The organism is Bordetella sp. (assembly GCF_051960075.1).
Classification (GTDB): Bacteria; Pseudomonadota; Gammaproteobacteria; order Burkholderiales; family Burkholderiaceae_B; genus Bordetella.
On sequence record NZ_JBQCER010000068.1, the window covers coordinates 1 to 19,429 of the forward strand.

The following is a 19,429-nucleotide window of genomic DNA, read 5'->3' on the forward strand; positions in this document are numbered from 1 at the left end:
GCCAGCGGCGCGGACAGGTCGCCGTAGTCGTGCATGCTGACGTACAGCCAGTAAAGACCGATGCTGAAATACACCGTGGCGTACCACCAGCCGCGCAGCAAGGCCTGACGGGCGCCTGCGCTGTGCAGTGTGACGCGTGCGAGCACGGCCAGCGTCAGGATCTGCACTAGCGCCAGTACGCTGTCGGGCAGCGGGTCGGGGGCGAAGGTCAGGGCCTGTGCCGCGCCCGCCAGCGTCACGACGACCGGCAGGGTCACGTTCCGGCGCGACGCCACGGCGTTCATGCGGCGGGCGTGTCGGATGCCGGAGGGCGCGCCTGAGGCATGCGGCGGGCACGCAGCCACAGGGCACGGCGCGCGTCGGCGCGGATGACGTCGATGCGCAGCTCGCCGTAGGTGGCGCTGTCGCCGCGCTTGGGAATGCGTCCGAGCTGGCCGCCCAGCCATCCGCCGACACTGTCGTACTCGTCGTCGGGCAGGTCGGTGTGAAAGGTTTCGTTGAAGTGGTCGATCTGGGTCGAGGCCATCAGGCGCCACTGGTTCTCGCCTTCGGGGAAGATGGATTCTTCCTCGTCGTCGTCGAATTCGTCTTCGATGTCGCCGACGATTTCCTCGAGCACGTCTTCCATGGTGACCAGGCCCGAGATGCCGCCGTGCTCGTCGATGACGATGGCCTGGTGGATGCTGCCCTGCTGGAAGTCGTGCAGCAGCACGTTCAGGCGCTTGGCCTCGGGGATGAACATGGCCGGGCGCAGCAGCGCGCGGATGTCGAGATCGGCTTCGAGCATGCAGCGCAGCAGATCCTTGGCCAGCAGGATGCCCAGGATATTGTCGCGGTCGTCTTCGTAGACCGGAAAGCGCGAGTGGCCGGTCTCGATAATGGTGGCCACCAATTGCGGCAGGGGCTGCGCGATGTCGAGCAGGTCCATGCGCGGACGCGGCACCATGATGTCGGCCACAGTACGTTCGGAGACCGCCAGGGCGCCCTTGATCATGCTGTAGGCTTCGGCGTCGAGCAGGTTGCGCTCATGGGCCGCTTCGAGAAAGGATTTGATGCCTTCGCGGTCTTCGGGCTCGCGGCGCACGAGCGCCAGTACGCGGTCGATCAGGGATTTGCCGGAGGCTTTGGCGGGACGCGCGGTCGCGTCGGCAGCAGGGTAGGGGTCTGACATCGTCCGGAGGACAAGTTGCGGAGCGGACAGCATAACCGAAGGAGGTTGCCGGCTTGTGTCCGTGTTTATGCGAGGGTGTAGGGATCGGCGATGCCCATGCGCGCCAGGGCCTGGATTTCCAGCGCTTCCATGCGCCTCGCATCGCGTGTGTTCAGGTGATCGTAACCCAGGGCGTGCAGAACGCCGTGAACGGTCAGGTGCGCGGCATGGTGCAGAAAGGGCTTGCGCTGTTCGCGCGCCTCGCGCGCCAGCACCGGCGCGCAGATGATGATGTCGCCGCGCGCGGTGCCTTGCGGGTCGACGCCGTATTCGAAGGTGAGCACATTGGTAGCGTAGTCGCGCCCGCGAAAGCCGTGGTTGAGTTTGCGGCCTTCGGCCAGGCCGACCAGGCGCAGGCTGAATTCCGCGCGGGCGAATTCGGCCAGGCCGTCGGCCGCCGCCACTTGCAGGGCGTAGCCGGCCCAGCGGCGCAGGCGCCAGCGCGGCAGGCGCGGCTCGGCGGCGGCGTATTGCACGGAAAGCGACAGCGCCACGGTTGCCTGCACGGGCGCGGCGCGCTTACTGCTCATCGGCCGCAGCCTGGTCGTAGGCGTCGACGATGCGCGCCACCAGGGGGTGACGCACCACGTCGCGGCTGGTGAAGCGGGTGGAGGCGATGCCCTGCACGTCTTCCAGCACGTGCAGCGCGTGCGCGAGGCCGCTCTGCTGGCCGCGCGGCAAATCGACTTGCGACGGGTCGCCTGTGATCACCGCCTTGCTGCCGAAGCCGATGCGGGTGAGGAACATCTTCATCTGCTCGGGCGTGGTGTTCTGCGCTTCGTCGAGAATGACGAAAGCGTGATTGAGCGTGCGGCCGCGCATATAGGCCAGCGGCGCGATCTCGATGGTCTGCTTCTCGAACAGCTTCTGCACCTTGTCGAAGCCCATCAGGTCGTAGAGCGCGTCGTACAGCGGGCGCAGATAAGGATCGACCTTTTGCGCCAGGTCGCCGGGCAGAAATCCCAGGCGTTCGCCGGCTTCGACCGCCGGGCGCGTGAGCACGAGACGCTGCACGGTTTCGCGCTCGAGCGCGTCGATGGCGCAGGCCACCGCCAGCCAGGTCTTGCCCGTGCCTGCCGGGCCTACGCCGAAAGTGATGTCGTGCTTGAGGATGTGATTGAGATAGTCGCGCTGGCGCGGCGTACGCGGGCGCAAGTCGCTGCGCCGCGTGCGCAGAGCGAAGCCCAGGTCTTCGCCGGCGGGCGGCAGATCCAAACCGTTGGCGCCACTCGCGCCGGGCCCATGGGAATCGGTCCCGTCGGTCGCGGGCGTTTCGGCCGAGCCGTTGCCCGGTGCCTGCGCCGGGCGGGTGACGCCTATCTCCACCAGGCCGTGTTGTATGTCGTCGATGGACAGGGCGCGGTGCGTGGCCTGGTCGAAAAAGCGCCGTAGCGCGCGCGCCGCCAGCGCCGCCTGCTCGCCTTCGAAGGTGACGCGGCTGCCGCGGCGCGCCAGGTGCACGCCCATGCCGTCGGCCAGCTGGCGCAGGTTCTCGTCCAGCGGGCCGCACAGGTTGGCCAGGTGCGTGTTGTCGCCGTCCAGGTTGACCACGACGGGCATGGAGCGGGCTTTTTTCGCGGATGCGCGGGCCGTGCTCATCGGGCCGCTTCCACATCGGCCACGCTGGCGCGCAGCGAATTGGGATAGGCATGCGTGATGACAACGTCGACCATCTGGCCGATCAGGCGGGCCGGCCCTGCGAAATTGACGATGCGGTTGTTCTCGGTGCGGCCCATGAGTTCATTGTCGTCGCGGCGCGAGAGGCCTTCGACCAGGATGCGCTGGCGCGTGCCGACCATGCCCTGCGCGATGGCGGCAGCCTGTTCGTTGATGAGTGCCTGCAGGCGCTGCAGGCGCTTGAGTTTCACGTCTTGCGGCGTGTCGTCGTGCAGGTCGGCCGCGGGGGTGCCCGGGCGGCGCGAATAGACGAACGAGAACGACGTATCGAAACCCACGTCTTCGATGAGCTTCATGGTCTTTTCGAAATCTTCTTCGGTCTCGCCGGGAAAGCCCACGATGAAGTCGGAGGACAGCGTCAGGTTGGGCCGCGCGGCGCGCAGCTTGCGCACCACCGACTTGAATTCCAGCGCGGTGTAGCCGCGCTTCATTGCGGACAGCACGCGGTCGCTGCCGGCCTGCACCGGCAGGTGCAGGAAAGACACCAGCTTGGGCAGACGGGCGTAGGCCTCGACCATGCGCTGGGTCATTTCCTTGGGATGCGAGGTGGTGTAGCGGATGCGCTCGAGACCGGGGATCTCGTGCACGTATTCGAGCAGCGTGGCGAAGTCGGCGATCTCGTCCGTGTCGGCCATCTTGCCGCGATAGGCGTTGACGTTCTGGCCCAGCAGCGTGACTTCCTTGACGCCCTGATCGGCCAGGTCGGCCACCTCGACCAGCACGTCGTCGAAGGGGCGAGAAACTTCCTCGCCGCGGGTATAGGGCACCACGCAGAAGCTGCAGTACTTGCTGCAGCCTTCCATGATCGAGACGAAAGCCGTCGAGCCTTCGACGCGCGAGGGCGGCATGTTGTCGAACTTTTCGATTTCGGGAAAGCTGATGTCCACCTGCGAAGCGCCCGAGGCGCGGCGCTTGTCGATGAGCTCGGGCAGTCGGTGCAGGGTCTGCGGGCCGAACACCACGTCGACATAAGGCGCGCGCTTGACGATGGCCTCGCCTTCCTGGCTGGCCACGCAGCCGCCCACGCCGATCACCAGGCTGGGATTGACCTTCTTGAGCTGATTGGCTCGGCCCAGGTCGGAAAAGACTTTTTCCTGGGCTTTCTCGCGCACCGAGCAGGTGTTAAAGAGAATGACATCGGCTTCTTCCGGCGTCTGGGTCACCTCCAGGCCGTGCTCGGCGTGCAGCACGTCGAGCATCTTGTCCGAGTCGTACTCGTTCATCTGGCAGCCGAAGGTGCGGATGTAGACCTTTTTGGGCGCGCCGCCCGAGGCGGTGGATGCGGTGGAAACGATGGGCTCGCCGTGCTTGCCCTGGATGGATTTGGTCTTGTCGCCGGCGCGTTTTGCGGTGGAACCGGCGGCGCCGGGACGCGAGAGGGTGGTTTCTTGCATGATGTGCGCCGTGGCGGGTGTTGATCCCGGGGGCGATAGAAGTAAACCTCTATTTTAACGCGTCGCAGCAGAATGCCGTGCGTCGGCAGCCCCGGCGCTGTCTCGGCTGCGGCACGGCGCCCGCGCGGCGGCAGGCGCCGAGCCGCGCCGGACCTCGGCCGGATCGGCAGGCGGTCACGCCTGTCGCGCGTGTCGGCAGGAAACGACGGTTTAGAAGCTGATCGATCGGCTCGGCGCCGTTTTGTAGTGGGTGGTGTAGAGCGTGGCGCCCACAAAAGTCAGTCCACCGACCAGATTGCCGAGCACGGTCGGAATCTCGTTCCAGATGAAATAGTCTGCGATGGTGAATTTCCCGCCCATCATCAGCGCCAGCGGGAACAAGAACATATTCACCACGGAATGCTCGAACCCCATGTAGAAAAAGACCAGGATGGGCATCCACATTGCGATGACCTTGCCGGACACCTGGGTCGACATCATGGCTGCCACGACGCCGGTCGAGACCATCCAGTTGCACATCATGCCGCGAATAAAGAGCGTTAGCATGCCGGCCCCGCCGTGCGCCGCATAGCCCAGCGTTCTGGCCACACCGATGTCTCCCAGTTTGAGGCCGATGGCGTTGGGCGCTTCGCTGAAACCGAAGGTGGAGATGATGGCCATGAACAGAGCGACCGTCAGCGCCCCGGCAAAATTGCCGACAAAGACGAGAAACCAGTTTCTCAGCACGCCGCCCCAGCTTGCCCCGGGCCGCTTGTCGATGACCGCCAGCGGGGCCAGGGTGAATACGCCCGTCAGCAGATCGAACCCCATGAGATACAGCATGACGAAACCCACGGGAAAGAGCAGCGATCCCACCAGGACGTTGCCGGTATTCACGTTGATCGTGACGGCGAAGGCAGCCGCCAGGGCCAGTATGGCCCCCGCCATGTAGGCGCGGATCAGCGTGTCTCGCGTGGACATTACGAGCTTGGACTCGCCCGCGTCCACCATTTTGGTGACAAATTCGCGAGGTGCTAGGTAGGCCATGAGATCCCCTGGAAAATGGAAGACGCACCGCTTTCGTGTCCAATCCCCCCTGGATTGGTGATCGCGTGCACCGGTTGTGTGCAGTAAGGCGTGACGCGCGGCGGGCAAACGCCCTTCAGGTAATCAATACGTTTTGTAGGGCAGGAACTTTCCGGACAGGGCCATGTGGACCCGATCCCCCTTGGGATCCGGCTCGCGGGTGATATCCATGGAAAAATCGATGGCACTCATGATGCCGTCGCCGAATTCTTCATGAATGAGCTCCTTGATCGAGGTGCCGTAAACGTTCACGATTTCGTACAGCCGATAGATCAGGGGATCGGTCGGTACGCCGGTAGACAGCGAACCCTTGCTGGGCACGACCTGCAGCCATTTCTGGTCGTCCTCGCCGAGGTCGAACAAGCGGGCCAGCGTTTTGGCCTGCTCGGCGGTGGCGGTCATCTGGCCCAGGCATAGTGCGGTGACCCACTCCTTGGAGTGCCCCACAGCTTCGGCGATCTCGCCCCATTTCAGCCCCTTGGATACTTTCGCTGCGATGATTTTCTCGGTAACGGCAAGTCGGCTCATAGAAAGTCCTCCGTGATGAACCCGTCGGCGTGCTCGGCGTCGGGTTATCTCAGATGCGAGCAAAAACGATGCCAGCGCGGTCGATGGCCGGCGGATCCGGATTTTGCGCAGAGGGAACTGCGATGGCCGCGGACGGGCTCGGTGCGTGATCAGCGCGCCTGCGCGGCGATGTCCTGGCCTTTCCTGGCTTTTTCCAGCAGAAATTCGATGCAGGTGCGCACCGCCCGGGTCTGGTGCCGGTTGGGCATGTACATGAGATACATGCGCATGCCGAAGATGCTGAGGCGGTATTCGTCCAGCGTGGTCGCGACCTCGCCCGTGGCTATCTTGTCGCGCACCACGTAGTCGGGCACCAGGCCCACGCCCAGGCTGGCCAGGATGCCCTGACGCAGAAAGGGGAAGTGCTCGGAGATCAGCGTCGGTTCGAGCATGATCTCCTGACGCGCTTGCCCCTGGTAGGCCGACAGGCGCAAGTGCCGGCCGATGACGCCGGCGGTGATCACCGGCGAGTCACGCAGCGCCTGGAGGGTGCGCGGCAGCCCGTGCTGGCGGGCATAGTCCCGCGAGGCGCAGGCCACATAGCGCATTTCGCCCAGGCTGCGCGCGATCAGAGAGGGGGGCGGTTCGGAGATGACGCGGATGGCGATGTCCACTTCGTCGCGCAGGTTGTCGGCCCGGTTCTCGAACAGCACGTCCAGTACGATGCCGGGATAGCTGCGTTTGAATTCGATGAGCCAGTCGCTCATCACCATCTGCCCGTAGCCGCTGGGTACGCTGATGCCCACGCGGCCCTGTAGGCCCTGGCTGAGGTCTGCGATGGTTTCGCGCGCGGCGCGCATCTCGTTCTGGATGGACAGGCCGTGCTGGTACAGGCGCATGCCCACCTCCGTCGGCTCGACGCGGCGGGTGGTGCGATGCACGAGCTGCACGCCCGCGGCCTTTTCCAGTTGAGCGAGGTGATAGCTGACGTTGGCGCGCGTCATTTTCAGCTTGCGCGCGGCTTGGCTCAGGTTGCCGCTGTCGATGATCTCCACCAGCAGGGTCAAGGCAGCGAGGTCCATGGTATTTGTCAAATAATTTTGTACGGATTGTCAATATTTCATGGAATTGTAAAGTCTATTTATCGTTGGCAAAATTTCTTGCCAAGACAAAATCCAGAATCAAGGCCGCGCGATGTCCGGCACGGTCAGCCCAACTACGGAGACGCGCAAGCCATGTCCACCCCCGATACCGATTCCGTGGTCACCACCCGCCGCGAAGGCGACGTGCTGGTGGTCGCCATCGACAATCCTCCCGTCAATGCGCTGGGCGTGGCCGTGCGCCGCGGCTTGAAAGACGCGATCGAGCGGGCCGGCGCGGATGCCGCGGTGAAGGCCGTGCTCATCGTGGGCGCGGGCAAGGCTTTCATCGCCGGCGCCGATATCCGCGAATTCGGCAAACCGCCGCAGCCGCCGTCGCTGCCCGAGGTGTGCAACCTGATCGAGGCCTGCGCCAAGCCCGTGGTGGTCGCAATACATGGTCCTGCACTCGGGGGCGGACTGGAGGTCGCCATGTCCGCGCACTATCGCCTGGCGTTGCCCGCGGCCAGGCTGGGCCTGCCCGAAGTGACGCTGGGGCTGCTGCCCGGCGCGGGCGGCACCCAGCGCGCGCCGCGCCTGATGGGCGTGAAGGCGGCCACCGAACTCATGCTGAGCGGCAAGCCCCTGTCGGGCAAGGCTGCGCAGGCCGCCGGCCTGATCGATCGGCTGGCCGAGGGCGAGGATTCCGTGCAGGCGGGCCTGGCCTATGTGCGCGAGCTGCTGGCAAATCAGGCGCCGGTGCGTCGCACCCGCGATCTGGCCATTGCCGACACGGCGGCCGCGCTGGCCGAACTGGACGCGCTGGCCGCCGAGACCGCCAGAAAATCGCGCGGCCTGTTCTCGCCGCTGAAGATCGTCGAGTGCGTGCGCAATGCCGTCGAGCAGCCTTTCGACGAAGGCCTGGCCCGCGAGCGCGCCCTGTTCCTGCAGTGCGTGGACAGCCCGCAGCGCGCCGGCCTCGTCCATGCCTTCTTCGCCGAACGCGAGACGGCCAAGGTGCCCGAGTCCAAAGCCGCGCAGCCGCGCGTCGTCAATACGGTCGCCGTGATCGGCGGGGGCACCATGGGCGCGGGCATCGCGGTGTCCGTCCTGGATGCCGGACTGCCCGTGACCATGATCGAACGCGATGCCGAATCCCTTGCGCGCGGCCGCGCCAACGTGGAAAAAGTCTATGACGGCCTCATCGCCAAAGGCCGCATGACGCCCGACGCCAAGGCGGCTGTCATGGCGCGCTATGCGGGCAGCACGTCCTACGACGACATCGCAGGCATCGATCTGGTAATCGAGGCCGTGTTCGAGGACCTGCACGTGAAGCAGGCCGTGTTCGAGGAGCTGGACCGCGTCTGCAAGCCGGGCGCGGTGCTGGCGACCAACACCTCGTATCTGGACATCGACGCCATCGCGGGCGCGACGTCGCGCCCGCAGGACGTGGTCGGCCTGCATTTCTTCAGCCCGGCCAACATCATGAAGCTGCTGGAGATCGTGGTGCCGGCCAAGGTGTCGGCCGACGTGGTCGCCACGGCCTTCGAGCTGGCCAGGAAGCTCAAGAAAACCCCGGTGCGCGCGGGCGTGTGCGACGGTTTCATCGGCAATCGCATTCTGGCCGTGTACCGCCAGGCTGCCGACTACATCATGGAAGACGGTGCCACGCCTTACGAGGTGGACGAAGCCGTGCGCGACTTCGGCTTCGCCATGGGGCCCTATCAGGTGGTCGATCTGGCGGGCGGCGACATCGGCTGGGCCACGCGCAAGCGCCGCGCCGCCACGCGCGACCCTAGAGCGCGCTATGTGGAAATATCCGACCGCCTCTGCGAGCGCGGCTGGTTCGGCCAGAAGACCCGGCGCGGCTATTACCTGTACCCCGAGGGCGCGCGCGCGGGCCAGCCTGATCCCGAGGTGCTGGCCATCGTCGAAGCCGAGCGCGCGAAAAAAGGCATCGCGCCGCGCAAGTTCACGCAGAGCGAGATCATGCGCCGCTATATGGCCGCCATGATCAACGAAGGCGCCAACGTCGTGCATGAAGGCATTGCCTTGCGGCCGCTGGATGTGGACGTGGTGTACCTGTCGGGTTACGGCTTTCCGCGGCATCGCGGGGGGCCGATGAAATACGCCGACATGGTGGGGCTGGACCAGGTGCTCGCCGATATCCGCGAGTTCGCCAAGGAAGACGCCCTGTTCTGGAAGCCGTCGCCGCTCATCGAGAAGCTGGTGGCCGAGGGCAGAAACTTCGATAGTCTCAACAAGGGGGCATGATGCGCCAAGCCGTCATCGTATCGACCGCACGCACACCGCTGACCAAGGCGCACCGCGGCGAATTCAACATCACGTCGGGCCCCGCGCTCGCCTCGTTCGCCGTGCGCGCCGCGGTGGACCGCGCGGGCATCGACCCGGAATGGATCGAGGACGCGATCCTGGGCTGCGGCTATCCTGAGGGCATCACCGGCCGCAACGTTGCCCGCCAGGCGATCATTCGTTCGGGCCTGCCGGTGTCGATCGCGGGCGCCACGATCAACCGCTTCTGCGCGTCGGGCCTGCAGGCGATCGCCATGGCTGCCGGACACATCGTGGGCAACGGCGCGGACGCCATGATCGCGGGCGGCGTCGAAAGCATCTCCGGCATTCGCACGCGGGAGGACGGCGCCACCGGCCTGGATCCGTGGATCGTCGAGCACAAGCCCGAACTGTATATGGCGATGATCGACACCGCCGATATTGTGGCGCATCGCTACGGCATCAGCCGCGAGGCGCAGGACCGCTTTTCGCTCGAGAGCCAGCGCAGGACCGAGGCGGCGCAGCTGGCCGGCCGCCATGCCGACGAAATCGTTCCCGTCACGACCGTCATGGCCGTCACCGACAAGGAAACCGGCGCCGTCAGTCAACGCGAAGTGACGGTCGGGGGCGACACCTGCAACCGCCCGGGCACGACTTACGAGGCGCTCGCCAAACTCGCTGCGGTCAAAGGGCCGGGCCAGTTCGTCACCGCCGGCAATGCCTCGCAGCTGTCCGACGGCGCATCGGCCTGCGTGCTGATGGAGGCCAGGCAAGCCGAGCGCGCCGGCCTGGCGCCGCTGGGCGCGTTCCGCGGTTTTGCCGTGGCCGGCTGCGAGCCCGACGAAATGGGCATCGGTCCGGTGTTCGCAGTGCCCAAACTGCTCGAACGCCATGGCCTGAAGGTCGAAGACATCGATTTGTGGGAACTCAACGAGGCCTTCGCCTCGCAAGCGATCTACTGTCAGCAGCGTCTGGGCATTCCATCCGAGCGTCTGAACGTGAACGGCGGCGCGATCGCCATCGGCCATCCCTTCGGCATGACGGGTGCTCGACTGGCGGGGCACCTGCTGCTGGAAGGTTGCCGCCGCAAGGCCAGATGGGGCGTCGCCACGATGTGCATCGCCGGCGGCATGGGCGCGGCCGGGTTGTTCGAAATTTTTTGAAGGTGGGCTAATGGATCTGCAATTCACGGCCGAAGAGTCGGCTTTCCGCGACGAGGTCCGGGCCTTTCTGAAGGCCGAGCTGCCCGCCGCGCTGGCCCGCAAGGTCAGGCACAACTTGCATCTGTCCAAAGAAGACATGGAAGGCTGGCACGCCGTGCTGAACGAGCGCGGCTGGCTGGCGAATCACTGGCCTGTGCAGTACGGCGGACCGGGCTGGGGCGCGGTTCAGCGGTTCATCTTCGAGAACGAATGCGCGCTGGCCGACGCCCCGCGCCTGGTGCCGTTCGGCATCAATATGCTCGGCCCGGTGCTTATCAAGTACGGCAGCGAAGCGCAGAAGCAGCGCTGGCTGCCGCGCATTCTCGACGGCCGCGACTGGTGGTGCCAGGGTTATTCGGAGCCGGGCTCGGGCTCGGACCTGGCTTCGGTCAAGACCACGGCGGTGCGCGATGGTGATCACTACCTCGTCAACGGCCAGAAGACCTGGACTACGCTGGGGCAGCACGCCAACATGATCTTCTGCCTGGTGCGCACCGACAAGAACGTCAAACCCCAGCAGGGCATCAGCTTCCTGCTGGTGGACATGAAGACGCCGGGCGTGGAGGTGCGTCCCATCATCACGCTCGACGGCGAACACGAAGTCAACGAGGTGTTCTTCACCGACGTAAAGGTGCCCGTCGAAAATCTGGTCGGCGAAGAAAACAAGGGCTGGACTTACGCCAAGTATCTGCTGACCTATGAGCGCACCAATATCGCGGGCGTGGGTTTTTCGGTGGCGGGGCTGGAGCGGCTCAAGATCGCGGCCGATCGCATGCAGTACCGGGGCAGGCCGTTGTCGCAGGACCCGCTCTTCGCGGCCCGCATGGCCCGGGTCGAGATCGATCTGGAGAACCTGAAGACCACCAACTTGCGGGTGATTGCCGCGGCGGCCGATGCCGCGGCGGCCGGCGGCGGCGCGCCTGGCGCGGAAAGCTCCATGCTCAAGATCAAGGGCACGGAAATACGGCAGGAGATCTTTTCGCTGATGCGCCGCGCCATGGGGCCGTACGCCGCGCCCTATATCGAAGCAGCCCGCGATCCGGACTACGGCGAACCGCCGGTGGGGCCGCAGGAGGCCGTCTCGGCGGCTGCGGCCTATTTCAATCATCGCAAATTGTCCATCTTCGGCGGCTCCAACGAAATCCAGAAGAACATCATCTCCAAGATGATCCTGGGCTTGTGAGGCAAGGGATACGTTGTCATGAACTTTGAACACACCGAAGACCGCCGCATGCTGGCGGACACGCTGAACCGATTCGTTTCCGAGCAGTACGGCATCGAGGCCCGCAACGAGATCGCCTACGGCGCTTTGGGCCATCGTCCCGCGCTGTATGCGCAGTTCGCCGAGATCGGCGCCATCGGCGCGCTGTTCCCCGAAGAAGAGGGCGGGTTCGGCGGCAAGGGCTTCGACATCAGCGTCGTGTTCGAATGCCTGGGCCGCGGCTTGGTGGCCGAACCCATCCTGGGAGCGCTGGTGGTCGGTCAGGCCTTGATCCTGGCTGGCACGCCTGCGCAGAAAGCCGGGCTGGCGGGCATCGTGGCCGGCCGCTGCATTGCGGCCCTGGCTCACGACGAACCGGGCAGCCACTACGAGCTGGAGAACGTCTCGACCGCGGCGCGCAAGGATGGCGACGGCTGGATCATCAATGGCAGCAAGGGCGTGGTGCCCTTCGGCGAGAAGGCCGATCTGCTGCTGGTGTCGGCGCGCACGGCCGGGCGCGCGGGCGAGGCGGCCGGCATCAGCCTGTTCCTGGTGCCCGGCGACGCCGCCGGACTGACCGCGCGCGGCTACAACCGATTCGAAGGCGGCCGCGCGGCCGAGCTGACCTTCAACGATGTCAGGGTCGGCGCCGACGCGCTGCTGGGCAGGGAAGGCGAAGGCGTCGCCGTGCTGGAGCGCATCAGCGGCTATGCGGTCCTGGCCTTATGCGCCGAAGCGGTGGGCGCGATGGATGTGGCCAAGGACCAGACGCTGGAGTACCTGCGCACACGCAAGCAGTTCGGCGTGCCCATAGGCAGCTTCCAGGCTTTGCAGCACCGCATGGCCGAGCTGCTGCTGGAGGTCGAACAGGCCCGCTCCGCCGTGATCAACGCGGCGGCCGCCCTCGATCAGGACGATCGCGTGACGCGCGAACGCGCCCTGTCGGCGGCCAAGTACAGCACGGGCAGGATCGGCGCCCTGGTGGCCGAAGAAAGCATCCAGCTGCACGGCGGCATCGGCATGACCTGGGAGTTGCCCATGGCGCACTACGCCAAACGTCTGGTCATGATCGATCATCAGTTCGGCGACGAAGATCATCATCTGGCCCGCTACATCGAACTGGGCCGGCCGGCATGAGCGCCGAAGGGCAAGTGCTGATTTCGCGCCGCGAGGGCGCCGTCCAGGTGCTGAGCAACAACAATCCGCGGGCCCGCAACGCATTGTCGCCCGAGCTCTATGCGGCGCTTGCCCGGGCGCTCGCAGATGCCGCGGCCGATCCCGGCGTGGGCGCCGTGGTGCTCACCGGCGAGGGCGGGCACTTCTGCTCCGGCGGCGATCTGCGCCAGCTGGCCGGGCGGCGCGAACTTCCTCTCGAGGCGCGCCGCGCCAGGATCGAAGGGCTGCACGATCTCATCCGTGCTCTGGGCGATTTTCCCAAGCCGGTGATCGCGGCGGTGGAGGGCGCGGCAGCGGGAGCCGGCCTGTCGCTGGCGCTGGCCTGCGACATGCTGGTGGCGGCGCGCGACGCGGTGTTTTCCGTGGCTTACGTGAAGGTAGGGCTGACGCCGGACGGCGGCGCCACGGCCTTCCTGGCCGAGCATCTGTCGCGCCAGGTGCTCACCGAGCTGTGCCTGACGGGCGAACGCGTCAGCGGCGAGCGCATGCACGCGCTGGGCGCGGTGAACCGGCTGGCCGAGCCGGGCCAGGCGCTGGCACAGGCGCTTGCGCTGGCCGGACGCGTGGCCGCCGGGCCGGAGCAGGCCATGACGCGCATCAAGGCGCTGTGCCGTTCGGCCTACGCCAATACACTGGCGCGGCAGCTCGATGCTGAGGCCGAATGCATGGTGCGTTCGCAAGGCACCGAAGAGTCGCGCGAGGGCATCGGCGCCTTCCTGGAAAAGCGGCCGCCTGACTATGCCGGGCTGCGCGGTCGCGGCGGCTGAGCGGGACAGCGAGGAGACAAGACACAATGAATGCCGGAGCAGACGACATGTCGCGGCAGGGCAATATGGATTTGCCGCTCGAGGGCGTGCGCGTGCTGGATCTGTCGCGCGTTTTTGCCGGGCCGCTGTGCGGCCAGGTGCTGGCCGACTTCGGCGCCGACGTGATCAAGGTGGAGCACCCCGGCCGCGGCGACGACACGCGCGACTGGGGCATGCGCATCGGCAAGACCGAGACCACCTACTACTCGGCCATGAACCGCAACAAGCGCTCGGTCACGCTGGACCTGCAATCGCAGGAGGGCGCGCGGCTCGTGCGCGAGATGCTGCCGCGGTTCGACGTGGTGATCCACAATTTCAAGCATGGCGGGGCCGAGAAACTGGGGCTGGGCTACGAGCAGCTCAAGGCGGTCAAGCCGGATCTGATCTATTGCGCCATCGCCGGCTACGACATCTCCGGTCCGCAGGCTGCGCGGCCCGGCTACGATCTGGTCATCCAGGGCGAGACGGGGCTCATGGCGATCAACGGCGAGGCCGAGCAGCCGCCGTTGAAATTCGGCGTCGCCATCGTCGACATGATGACGGGCATGTACGCCGCACAGGCCGTGCTGGCGGCGTTGTTTCGCCGCGAACGCACGGGCCGGGGGCGCCTGATCGAGATGGCGCTGTACGACTGCGGGATCATGATCTCCAGTTATTACGCGCTGGACGCCATGCTGCTGGGCCGCGACCCCAGGCGCTACGGTAACGCCCACCCATCGATCGTGCCCTACGGCATGTTCGAATCGGCCGACGGTCCGCTCATCATCACCGTGGGCAACAACGCGCAGTTCGACAAGTTCTGCCGGCAGGTGCTGATGCGACCCGACATCGTCGAGGATCCGCGCTACGCCACCAACGTCGAACGGGGCAGGAACCGGGTGGCGCTGCTTGCCATGCTGACGGATCTGCTCAAGACCTACCCGCGCGACCTGCTGCTGCAGCGCATGCAGGCCGCGGGCATACCTTGCGGCAAGGTGCTGGGTCTGCACGAGGCGCTGACCAGCGAGGCCACGCGCCATGGCGGGCTGCTGCGCGAGATGCCGCATCCCGTGGCCGGCAAGATGCATACATTCGCGCCGCCCTATCGCCTTGACGGACAGCGCCTGCCTGTGCGCAATGCCCCGCCTATCCTGGGCGAGGGCACGCGCGACGTGCTGCGCGACCTGTTGAACCTGACCGACGCCGAACTGGCCGCCTTGCGCGACCGGGGCGTGCCGACCTTGCCCGACGCGTCTGCCGCCTCCGACTGAGGCGCGTCGAACGCTATACCGAGGAAGAACGCTCATGCCCCGAATGCCCGCCGCATTCCAGAATCTGAGGCTGCCGGTCATCGGTTCGCCGCTTTTCATCATCAGCACGCCTGCGCTGTTGATCGCCCAGTGCAAGGCCGGCATCGTCGGCGCCATGCCCGCGCTCAACGCCCGGCCCAGCTCGCAGCTCGACGACTGGCTGGCCGAGATCGGCGCCAGCCTGGACGGCGGCGAGCCCTATGCCGTCAACCTGATCGCGCACAAGAGCAATGCCCGCCTGGAGGAAGACCTGGCGGTATGCGAGAAGCACAAGGTACCCGTCATCATCACCAGCCTGGGCGCACGCGAGGAAATCAACCGCGCCGTGCACGCCTGGGGCGGCGTGACCTTGCACGACGTGATTCACAACGCGTTTGCGCACAAGGCTGTCGAGAAGGGCGCCGACGGGCTGATCGCCGTGGCGGCGGGCGCGGGCGGTCATGCGGGCACGCGCAGTCCTTTCGCGCTGGTGCAAGAGATTCGCCAGTGGTTCGACGGTCCGCTGGCGCTGTCAGGCGCCATCGCCACCGGCGACGCCATTCTGGCCGCGCAGGCCATGGGCGCCGAGCTGGACTATATCGGCTAGCCATTCATCGCCACGCGCGATGCCAATGCCTCGGACGCCTACAAACAGGCGATCGTGGACGCGACGTCCGACGACATCGTCTACAGCAATCTGTTCACCGGGGTGCACGGCAATTACCTGGCCGCCTCGATACGCAACGCCGGCCTGGATCCGCACGATCTGCCGTCGGATGCGCGCGACTATGCGGCCGGCGCGCCCAGGCCGTGGAAAGATATCTGGGGTTCGGGGCAAGGGGTGGGCGTCGTGGGCCGCGTGGCGCCCGCCGCCGCGTTCATCGACGGGCTGGCCGCGCAGTACCAGGCGGCCCGAGCGCGATTGCTGGGCTCATGACCGGAACCGGTTCGGCAAAAAAATCGGGGGCTCCGCGGAGCCCCCGATTTTTCGGCTGCCATGATCGGCAGGCACGTCGATCAGGAGAGCAATTCGCTTTCGTCCTTTTTGACCTGCTTGATCAGGTCCTCTCGCTTGACGCCCATCCACATGGCCAGGGCCGCGGCCACGAAGACCGACGAGTAGATGCCGAACCAGATGCCGATGGTCAGCGCCAGGGCGAAGTAGTGCAGGGTGGGGCCGCCCAGGAACAACATGGAGAGCACCATGATCTGCGTACAGGCGTGGGTGATGACGGTGCGGGAGATCGTCTGCGTGATGGCGCTGTTGATCACTTCGCGCACCGTCGCCTTGCGCATCTTGCGGAAGTTCTCGCGGATCCGGTCCATGATCACCACGGACTCGTTCACCGAATAGCCCAGCACCGCCAGCACGCCGGCCAGGACGGACAGCGAGAACTCCCACTGGAAGAAGGCGAAGAAGCCCAGGATGATGACCACGTCGTGCAGGTTGGCCAGCACCCCGGCCACGGCGAATTTCCACTCGAAGCGGAAGGCCAGGTAGACGACGATGCCGGCCACCACGACCAGCAGCGCCATCAGGCCGTTGTGGAACAGTTCTTTGCCCACCTGCGGACCGACGAACTCGACGCTGCGCAACTGCACCGACGCATCGGCGGCCTTGAGCGCGCCCAGCACGGCGTCGCTTTGCGCCGACGACGTCTGGCCGTGCACCAGCGGCAGGCGGATCATCACGTCGCGCGAGGTGCCGAAGCTCTGAACCTGGAAGTCGTTGGGGTTGTAGCCCAGCTTGGTCATGGCGCCGCGCACCTCTTCGAGCTGGACGGTTTGCGCGTAGTGGACTTCCATCACCGTGCCGCCGGTGAATTCGATGGACAGGTGAAAGCCCCGCGTCGCGATGAAGAACACCGCCGCCAGGAACGTGACCAGGCTGATGATGTTCAGCACCAGCGCGTGGCGCATGAAGGGGATGCTGCGATGAATCCGGAAAAATTCCATGGTTTTCTCATTCGGGGGGCTCGACGTCCCCCGCGGGCATCAATCTGGTTGGATCACTGTTTTGCGGTGGTTTTCTTGGCAGGTGCCTTGCCGTCGCCGGCCTTGCCCTCGACGGGCTTCCAGACCGTGCCGATCGAGATCCGGGTCAGTTTGCGTTGGCGGCCATACCAGAAGTTGGCCAGGGCGCGCACGCCCACCACCGCCGAGAACATCGACGTGACGATGCCCAGGCAGTGCACCACCGCGAAACCGCGTACCGGGCCCGAGCCGAAGGCCAGCAGCGCCAGGCCCACGATCAGCGTGGTGATGTTCGAGTCGAGGATGGTGCCCCAGGCGCGCTCGAAGCCCTGGGAGATGGCCTGTTGCGGCGTGGCACCGTTGCGCAGCTCTTCGCGTATGCGCTCGTTGATCAGTACGTTCGAGTCGATGGCCATGCCCAGCGTGAGCGCGATGGCCGCAATGCCGGGCAAGGTCAGCGTGGCCTGCAGCATCGATAGCACCGCCAGCAGCAGCAGCAGGTTGAACGACAGGCCCAGTGTCGAGAACAGGCCGAACACGTGGTAGTAAATGAGGATGAAGATCGCGATCGCGATGAAGCCGTAGAGCGTGGAGTGGAACCCCTTGGCGATGTTGTCGGCGCCCAGGCTGGGGCCGATGGTGCGCTCTTCGATGATGCTCATGGGCGCGGCGAGCGAGCCGGCGCGCAGCAGCAGCGCCGTGTCGGCGGCCTCTTCGGCCGTCATGCTGCCCGAGATCTGCACCTGGCCGCCGTCGATTTCGGTGCGGATGACCGGCGCGGTGACGACCTCGCCCTTGCCGTTTTCGAACAGCAGGATGGCCATGCGCTTGCCGATATTGTCGCGCGTGACGTCGCGGAAGATGCGCGTGCCCTTGTCGTCCAGCGTGAGGTTCACGGCGGGCTGCTGGGTCTGTTGATCTCTGCCTGCCTGCGCGTTCTGCAGGTTCTGGCCGGTGAGGATGACCTGGCGGCGCACCAGGATCGGACGGCCGTCGCGATCGGTGTAGCGCTCGAGGCCGAAGGGCACGGTGCCGCTGGCAAGCGCGGCCATGGCCGAAGCCGAGTCGTCGACCATGCGGATCTGCAGCGTGGCGGTGCGGCCCAGCATTTCCTTGGCCTTGGCGATGTCCTGCACGCCGGGCAGTTCGACCACGATGCGGTCCGAGCCCTGCTGCTGGATGACGGGTTCGGCCACGCCCAGCTCGTTGATGCGGTTATGCAGCGTGGCGATGTTCTGGGTGATGGCCGAGTTCTGCACCTGGGTGATGGCCGACGAGGACAGTTCTCCGGTCAGCAGGAACTTGCCGGCATCTTCGCTGGTGCTCAGCTGCAGGTCGGGCATGCGGCTGCGCAGGTCGTCGCGTGCCCTGCTGCGGTCGTCCGCGCTGGCGAAGGTCGCGGTGACGGACTGGCCGGTGCGTTCGACGTTGGTCACGGCGATCTTGTTGTCGCGCAGGGCGCTGCGGATGTCGCCGGCCAGCGCGTCGTAGCGCGCGGTCAGCGCACCCTTCATGTCGACCTGCAGCAGGAAGTGCACGCCGCCGCGCAGATCCAGGCCCAGGTACATGGGGCGGGGCTCGAAGAAGCCGAGCGAGCGCATCCAGGGAGGCGAGGCGGGAATCAGGTTGAGCGCGACGGTGTAGTGCGGGTCGGTGCGGTCGGTGTTGAGCGCATGATCCAGGGCGTCGCGCGCGGCCAGTTGCTGGTCGGTATTGGCATAGCGCACGCGGATGGTGCCGAGCGTGCCGCTTTGCGCGTAGTAGATGCTGACCGGCGGCAGTTTGGCGGCATCGAGGACTTGCCGGATCTGTTCCACCATGTCCGGCGTGACCTTGATGACGGCCTTGGCGCTGGACACCTGCACGGCAGGCGCTTCGCCGTAGAAATTGGGCAGCGTGTAGATCAGGCCGATCACGAGCGCGGCGAGCACCGTGATGTATTTCCAGAGAGGGTAGCGGTTCATTGCCAGCAGGGAGAATTGAGCGGCGCTTCGGGCCGGATGGCAAAGCCGCCGCGAAAAGGCGCGGCGGCGTTCGGTTTGCGGACCGTGACCGGGTCGGCGGTTCGGATCCGGTTCTTACAGGGCCTTGATGGTGCCTTTGGGCAGCACGCCGGTGACGGCGCTCTTTTGCAGGACGACTTCGATCGGCTTGTCGGCCAGTTCGGCCACTTCGGCGGTGATGTGGGTGTCGGTGACCTTGGTGACCTTGCCCAGCAGGCCGCCCGCGGTGACGATCTCGTCGCCCTTGGCCAGGGCCGAGATCATATTGCGGGTTTCTTTCTGGCGCTTCATCTGCGGACGGATCATCAGGAAATAGAGGATCACGAACATCAGCAGAATGGGCAGCATGCTCATGAGCGAATTGCCAGTGCCGGCGGCCTGGCCCAGGATGAGCGTTGCGGTGTTGAGGACGGACATGTCGGTGACTCCGGGTTGAATGTTTCTATTGTCTCTGTGCGTTCTGCTTTGTGGTCTGTCCCCCCGCGTCGGGTTTGGACAGAGCAAGCCGACTAGTATAGCGGGTCGATGTTTCGGATCCGGGCCCGCAATCTGGGGGACGGATCTCGCCGCGGAAA

General features: G+C 65.8%; 16 protein-coding genes and 2 pseudogenes. 7 read left to right on the forward strand and 11 right to left on the reverse strand.

Annotated elements, in window-relative coordinates; all coding sequences use genetic code 11:
• From ACTHJ1_RS11240 to ACTHJ1_RS11275, 8 genes and pseudogenes are all read right to left on the reverse strand, one after another.
• A pseudogene (locus ACTHJ1_RS11240) lies at positions 1 to 284 on the reverse strand (apolipoprotein N-acyltransferase); the annotation flags it as partial.
• Positions 281 to 1,171: an HlyC/CorC family transporter gene (locus ACTHJ1_RS11245; protein WP_440192142.1), complete on the reverse strand. Its 891-nt coding sequence runs from the start codon at positions 1,169 to 1,171 to the stop codon at positions 281 to 283. The pseudogene ACTHJ1_RS11240 and the gene ACTHJ1_RS11245, both read right to left, overlap by 4 nt.
• A gap of 65 nt (positions 1,172 to 1,236) precedes the next feature.
• Positions 1,237 to 1,740 (reverse strand): rRNA maturation RNase YbeY, encoded by a 504-nt coding sequence (ybeY, locus tag ACTHJ1_RS11250; protein ID WP_440192145.1) that lies wholly within the window; start codon positions 1,738 to 1,740, stop codon positions 1,237 to 1,239.
• On the reverse strand, positions 1,730 to 2,809 hold the full coding sequence (locus tag ACTHJ1_RS11255) for a PhoH family protein (RefSeq protein ID WP_440192148.1): 1,080 nt from the start codon (positions 2,807 to 2,809) through the stop codon (positions 1,730 to 1,732). The genes ybeY and ACTHJ1_RS11255 overlap by 11 nt, the downstream gene beginning before the upstream one ends.
• Positions 2,806 to 4,281, reverse strand: coding sequence for a tRNA (N6-isopentenyl adenosine(37)-C2)-methylthiotransferase MiaB (gene miaB, locus ACTHJ1_RS11260; protein WP_440192150.1), 1,476 nt, complete (start codon positions 4,279 to 4,281; stop codon positions 2,806 to 2,808). The genes ACTHJ1_RS11255 and miaB overlap by 4 nt, the downstream gene beginning before the upstream one ends.
• Positions 4,282 to 4,491: 210 nt before the next feature.
• Entirely contained in the window at positions 4,492 to 5,307 is an 816-nt protein-coding gene (locus ACTHJ1_RS11265; protein WP_440192153.1) for a formate/nitrite transporter family protein, read from the reverse strand.
• 123 nt (positions 5,308 to 5,430) lie between these two features.
• Positions 5,431 to 5,874, reverse strand: a complete 444-nt coding sequence (gene cynS / locus ACTHJ1_RS11270; protein ID WP_440192156.1) for a cyanase — start codon at positions 5,872 to 5,874, stop codon at positions 5,431 to 5,433.
• Between the two features lie 149 nt (positions 5,875 to 6,023).
• Positions 6,024 to 6,935, reverse strand: a complete 912-nt coding sequence (locus ACTHJ1_RS11275; RefSeq protein ID WP_440192159.1) for a LysR family transcriptional regulator — start codon at positions 6,933 to 6,935, stop codon at positions 6,024 to 6,026.
• A gap of 153 nt (positions 6,936 to 7,088) precedes the next feature.
• On the opposite strand from ACTHJ1_RS11275, the gene ACTHJ1_RS11280 reads away from it, so the two are divergent.
• From ACTHJ1_RS11280 to ACTHJ1_RS11310, 7 genes and pseudogenes are all read left to right on the forward strand, one after another.
• Entirely contained in the window at positions 7,089 to 9,206 is a 2,118-nt protein-coding gene (locus ACTHJ1_RS11280; protein ID WP_440192162.1) for a 3-hydroxyacyl-CoA dehydrogenase NAD-binding domain-containing protein, read from the forward strand.
• Positions 9,206 to 10,387, forward strand: coding sequence for an acetyl-CoA C-acyltransferase (locus ACTHJ1_RS11285; RefSeq protein WP_440192284.1), 1,182 nt, complete (start codon positions 9,206 to 9,208; stop codon positions 10,385 to 10,387). Before ACTHJ1_RS11280 ends, ACTHJ1_RS11285 begins: the two co-directional genes overlap by 1 nt.
• A gap of 10 nt (positions 10,388 to 10,397) precedes the next feature.
• Positions 10,398 to 11,609 carry an acyl-CoA dehydrogenase family protein gene (locus tag ACTHJ1_RS11290; RefSeq protein WP_440192165.1) on the forward strand — a complete coding sequence of 404 codons (1,212 nt, stop codon included), beginning with the start codon at positions 10,398 to 10,400 and terminating at the stop codon, positions 11,607 to 11,609.
• Positions 11,610 to 11,627: 18 nt separating this feature from the next.
• On the forward strand, positions 11,628 to 12,764 hold the full coding sequence (locus ACTHJ1_RS11295; RefSeq protein ID WP_440192168.1) for an acyl-CoA dehydrogenase family protein: 1,137 nt from the start codon (positions 11,628 to 11,630) through the stop codon (positions 12,762 to 12,764).
• Positions 12,761 to 13,570 (forward strand): oxepin-CoA hydrolase, alternative type, encoded by an 810-nt coding sequence (locus tag ACTHJ1_RS11300; protein ID WP_440192171.1) that lies wholly within the window; start codon positions 12,761 to 12,763, stop codon positions 13,568 to 13,570. Before ACTHJ1_RS11295 ends, ACTHJ1_RS11300 begins: the two co-directional genes overlap by 4 nt.
• Before the next feature lie 26 nt (positions 13,571 to 13,596).
• Positions 13,597 to 14,859: a CaiB/BaiF CoA transferase family protein gene (locus ACTHJ1_RS11305; RefSeq protein ID WP_440192174.1), complete on the forward strand. Its 1,263-nt coding sequence runs from the start codon at positions 13,597 to 13,599 to the stop codon at positions 14,857 to 14,859.
• Positions 14,860 to 14,893: 34 nt separating this feature from the next.
• Positions 14,894 to 15,814: pseudogene (locus tag ACTHJ1_RS11310) on the forward strand (NAD(P)H-dependent flavin oxidoreductase).
• Between the two features lie 80 nt (positions 15,815 to 15,894).
• Here ACTHJ1_RS11310 and secF read toward each other — a convergent pair.
• From secF to yajC, 3 genes are all read right to left on the reverse strand, one after another.
• Positions 15,895 to 16,833: a protein translocase subunit SecF gene (gene secF, locus ACTHJ1_RS11315; protein ID WP_440192177.1), complete on the reverse strand. Its 939-nt coding sequence runs from the start codon at positions 16,831 to 16,833 to the stop codon at positions 15,895 to 15,897.
• 53 nt (positions 16,834 to 16,886) lie between these two features.
• Entirely contained in the window at positions 16,887 to 18,815 is a 1,929-nt protein-coding gene (gene secD / locus ACTHJ1_RS11320) for a protein translocase subunit SecD (protein ID WP_440192180.1), read from the reverse strand.
• A 114-nt stretch (positions 18,816 to 18,929) separates the two neighbouring features.
• A complete protein-coding gene (gene yajC / locus ACTHJ1_RS11325) occupies positions 18,930 to 19,271 on the reverse strand; it encodes a preprotein translocase subunit YajC (RefSeq protein WP_440192183.1) in 342 nt (113 codons plus the stop codon).
• Positions 19,272 to 19,429 lie beyond the last annotated feature (158 nt).

What these genes read in the sequence shown, in the direction of transcription:
- miaB (WP_440192150.1), bottom strand. Translation starts at nt 4,281, where the DNA reads ATGCAAGAAACCACCCTCTCGCGTCCCGGCGCCGCCGGTTCCACCGCA.
- ACTHJ1_RS11265 (WP_440192153.1), bottom strand. Translation starts at nt 5,307, where the DNA reads ATGGCCTACCTAGCACCTCGCGAATTTGTCACCAAAATGGTGGACGCG.
- ACTHJ1_RS11255 (WP_440192148.1), bottom strand. Translation starts at nt 2,809, where the DNA reads ATGAGCACGGCCCGCGCATCCGCGAAAAAAGCCCGCTCCATGCCCGTC.
- secD (WP_440192180.1), bottom strand. Translation starts at nt 18,815, where the DNA reads ATGAACCGCTACCCTCTCTGGAAATACATCACGGTGCTCGCCGCGCTC.
- ACTHJ1_RS11280 (WP_440192162.1), top strand. Translation starts at nt 7,089, where the DNA reads ATGTCCACCCCCGATACCGATTCCGTGGTCACCACCCGCCGCGAAGGC.
- ybeY (WP_440192145.1), bottom strand. Translation starts at nt 1,740, where the DNA reads ATGAGCAGTAAGCGCGCCGCGCCCGTGCAGGCAACCGTGGCGCTGTCG.
- ACTHJ1_RS11290 (WP_440192165.1), top strand. Translation starts at nt 10,398, where the DNA reads ATGGATCTGCAATTCACGGCCGAAGAGTCGGCTTTCCGCGACGAGGTC.
- cynS (WP_440192156.1), bottom strand. Translation starts at nt 5,874, where the DNA reads ATGAGCCGACTTGCCGTTACCGAGAAAATCATCGCAGCGAAAGTATCC.
- ACTHJ1_RS11300 (WP_440192171.1), top strand. Translation starts at nt 12,761, where the DNA reads ATGAGCGCCGAAGGGCAAGTGCTGATTTCGCGCCGCGAGGGCGCCGTC.
- ACTHJ1_RS11275 (WP_440192159.1), bottom strand. Translation starts at nt 6,935, where the DNA reads ATGGACCTCGCTGCCTTGACCCTGCTGGTGGAGATCATCGACAGCGGC.
- ACTHJ1_RS11295 (WP_440192168.1), top strand. Translation starts at nt 11,628, where the DNA reads ATGAACTTTGAACACACCGAAGACCGCCGCATGCTGGCGGACACGCTG.
- ACTHJ1_RS11245 (WP_440192142.1), bottom strand. Translation starts at nt 1,171, where the DNA reads ATGTCAGACCCCTACCCTGCTGCCGACGCGACCGCGCGTCCCGCCAAA.
- secF (WP_440192177.1), bottom strand. Translation starts at nt 16,833, where the DNA reads ATGGAATTTTTCCGGATTCATCGCAGCATCCCCTTCATGCGCCACGCG.
- yajC (WP_440192183.1), bottom strand. Translation starts at nt 19,271, where the DNA reads ATGTCCGTCCTCAACACCGCAACGCTCATCCTGGGCCAGGCCGCCGGC.
- ACTHJ1_RS11305 (WP_440192174.1), top strand. Translation starts at nt 13,597, where the DNA reads ATGAATGCCGGAGCAGACGACATGTCGCGGCAGGGCAATATGGATTTG.
- ACTHJ1_RS11285 (WP_440192284.1), top strand. Translation starts at nt 9,206, where the DNA reads ATGCGCCAAGCCGTCATCGTATCGACCGCACGCACACCGCTGACCAAG.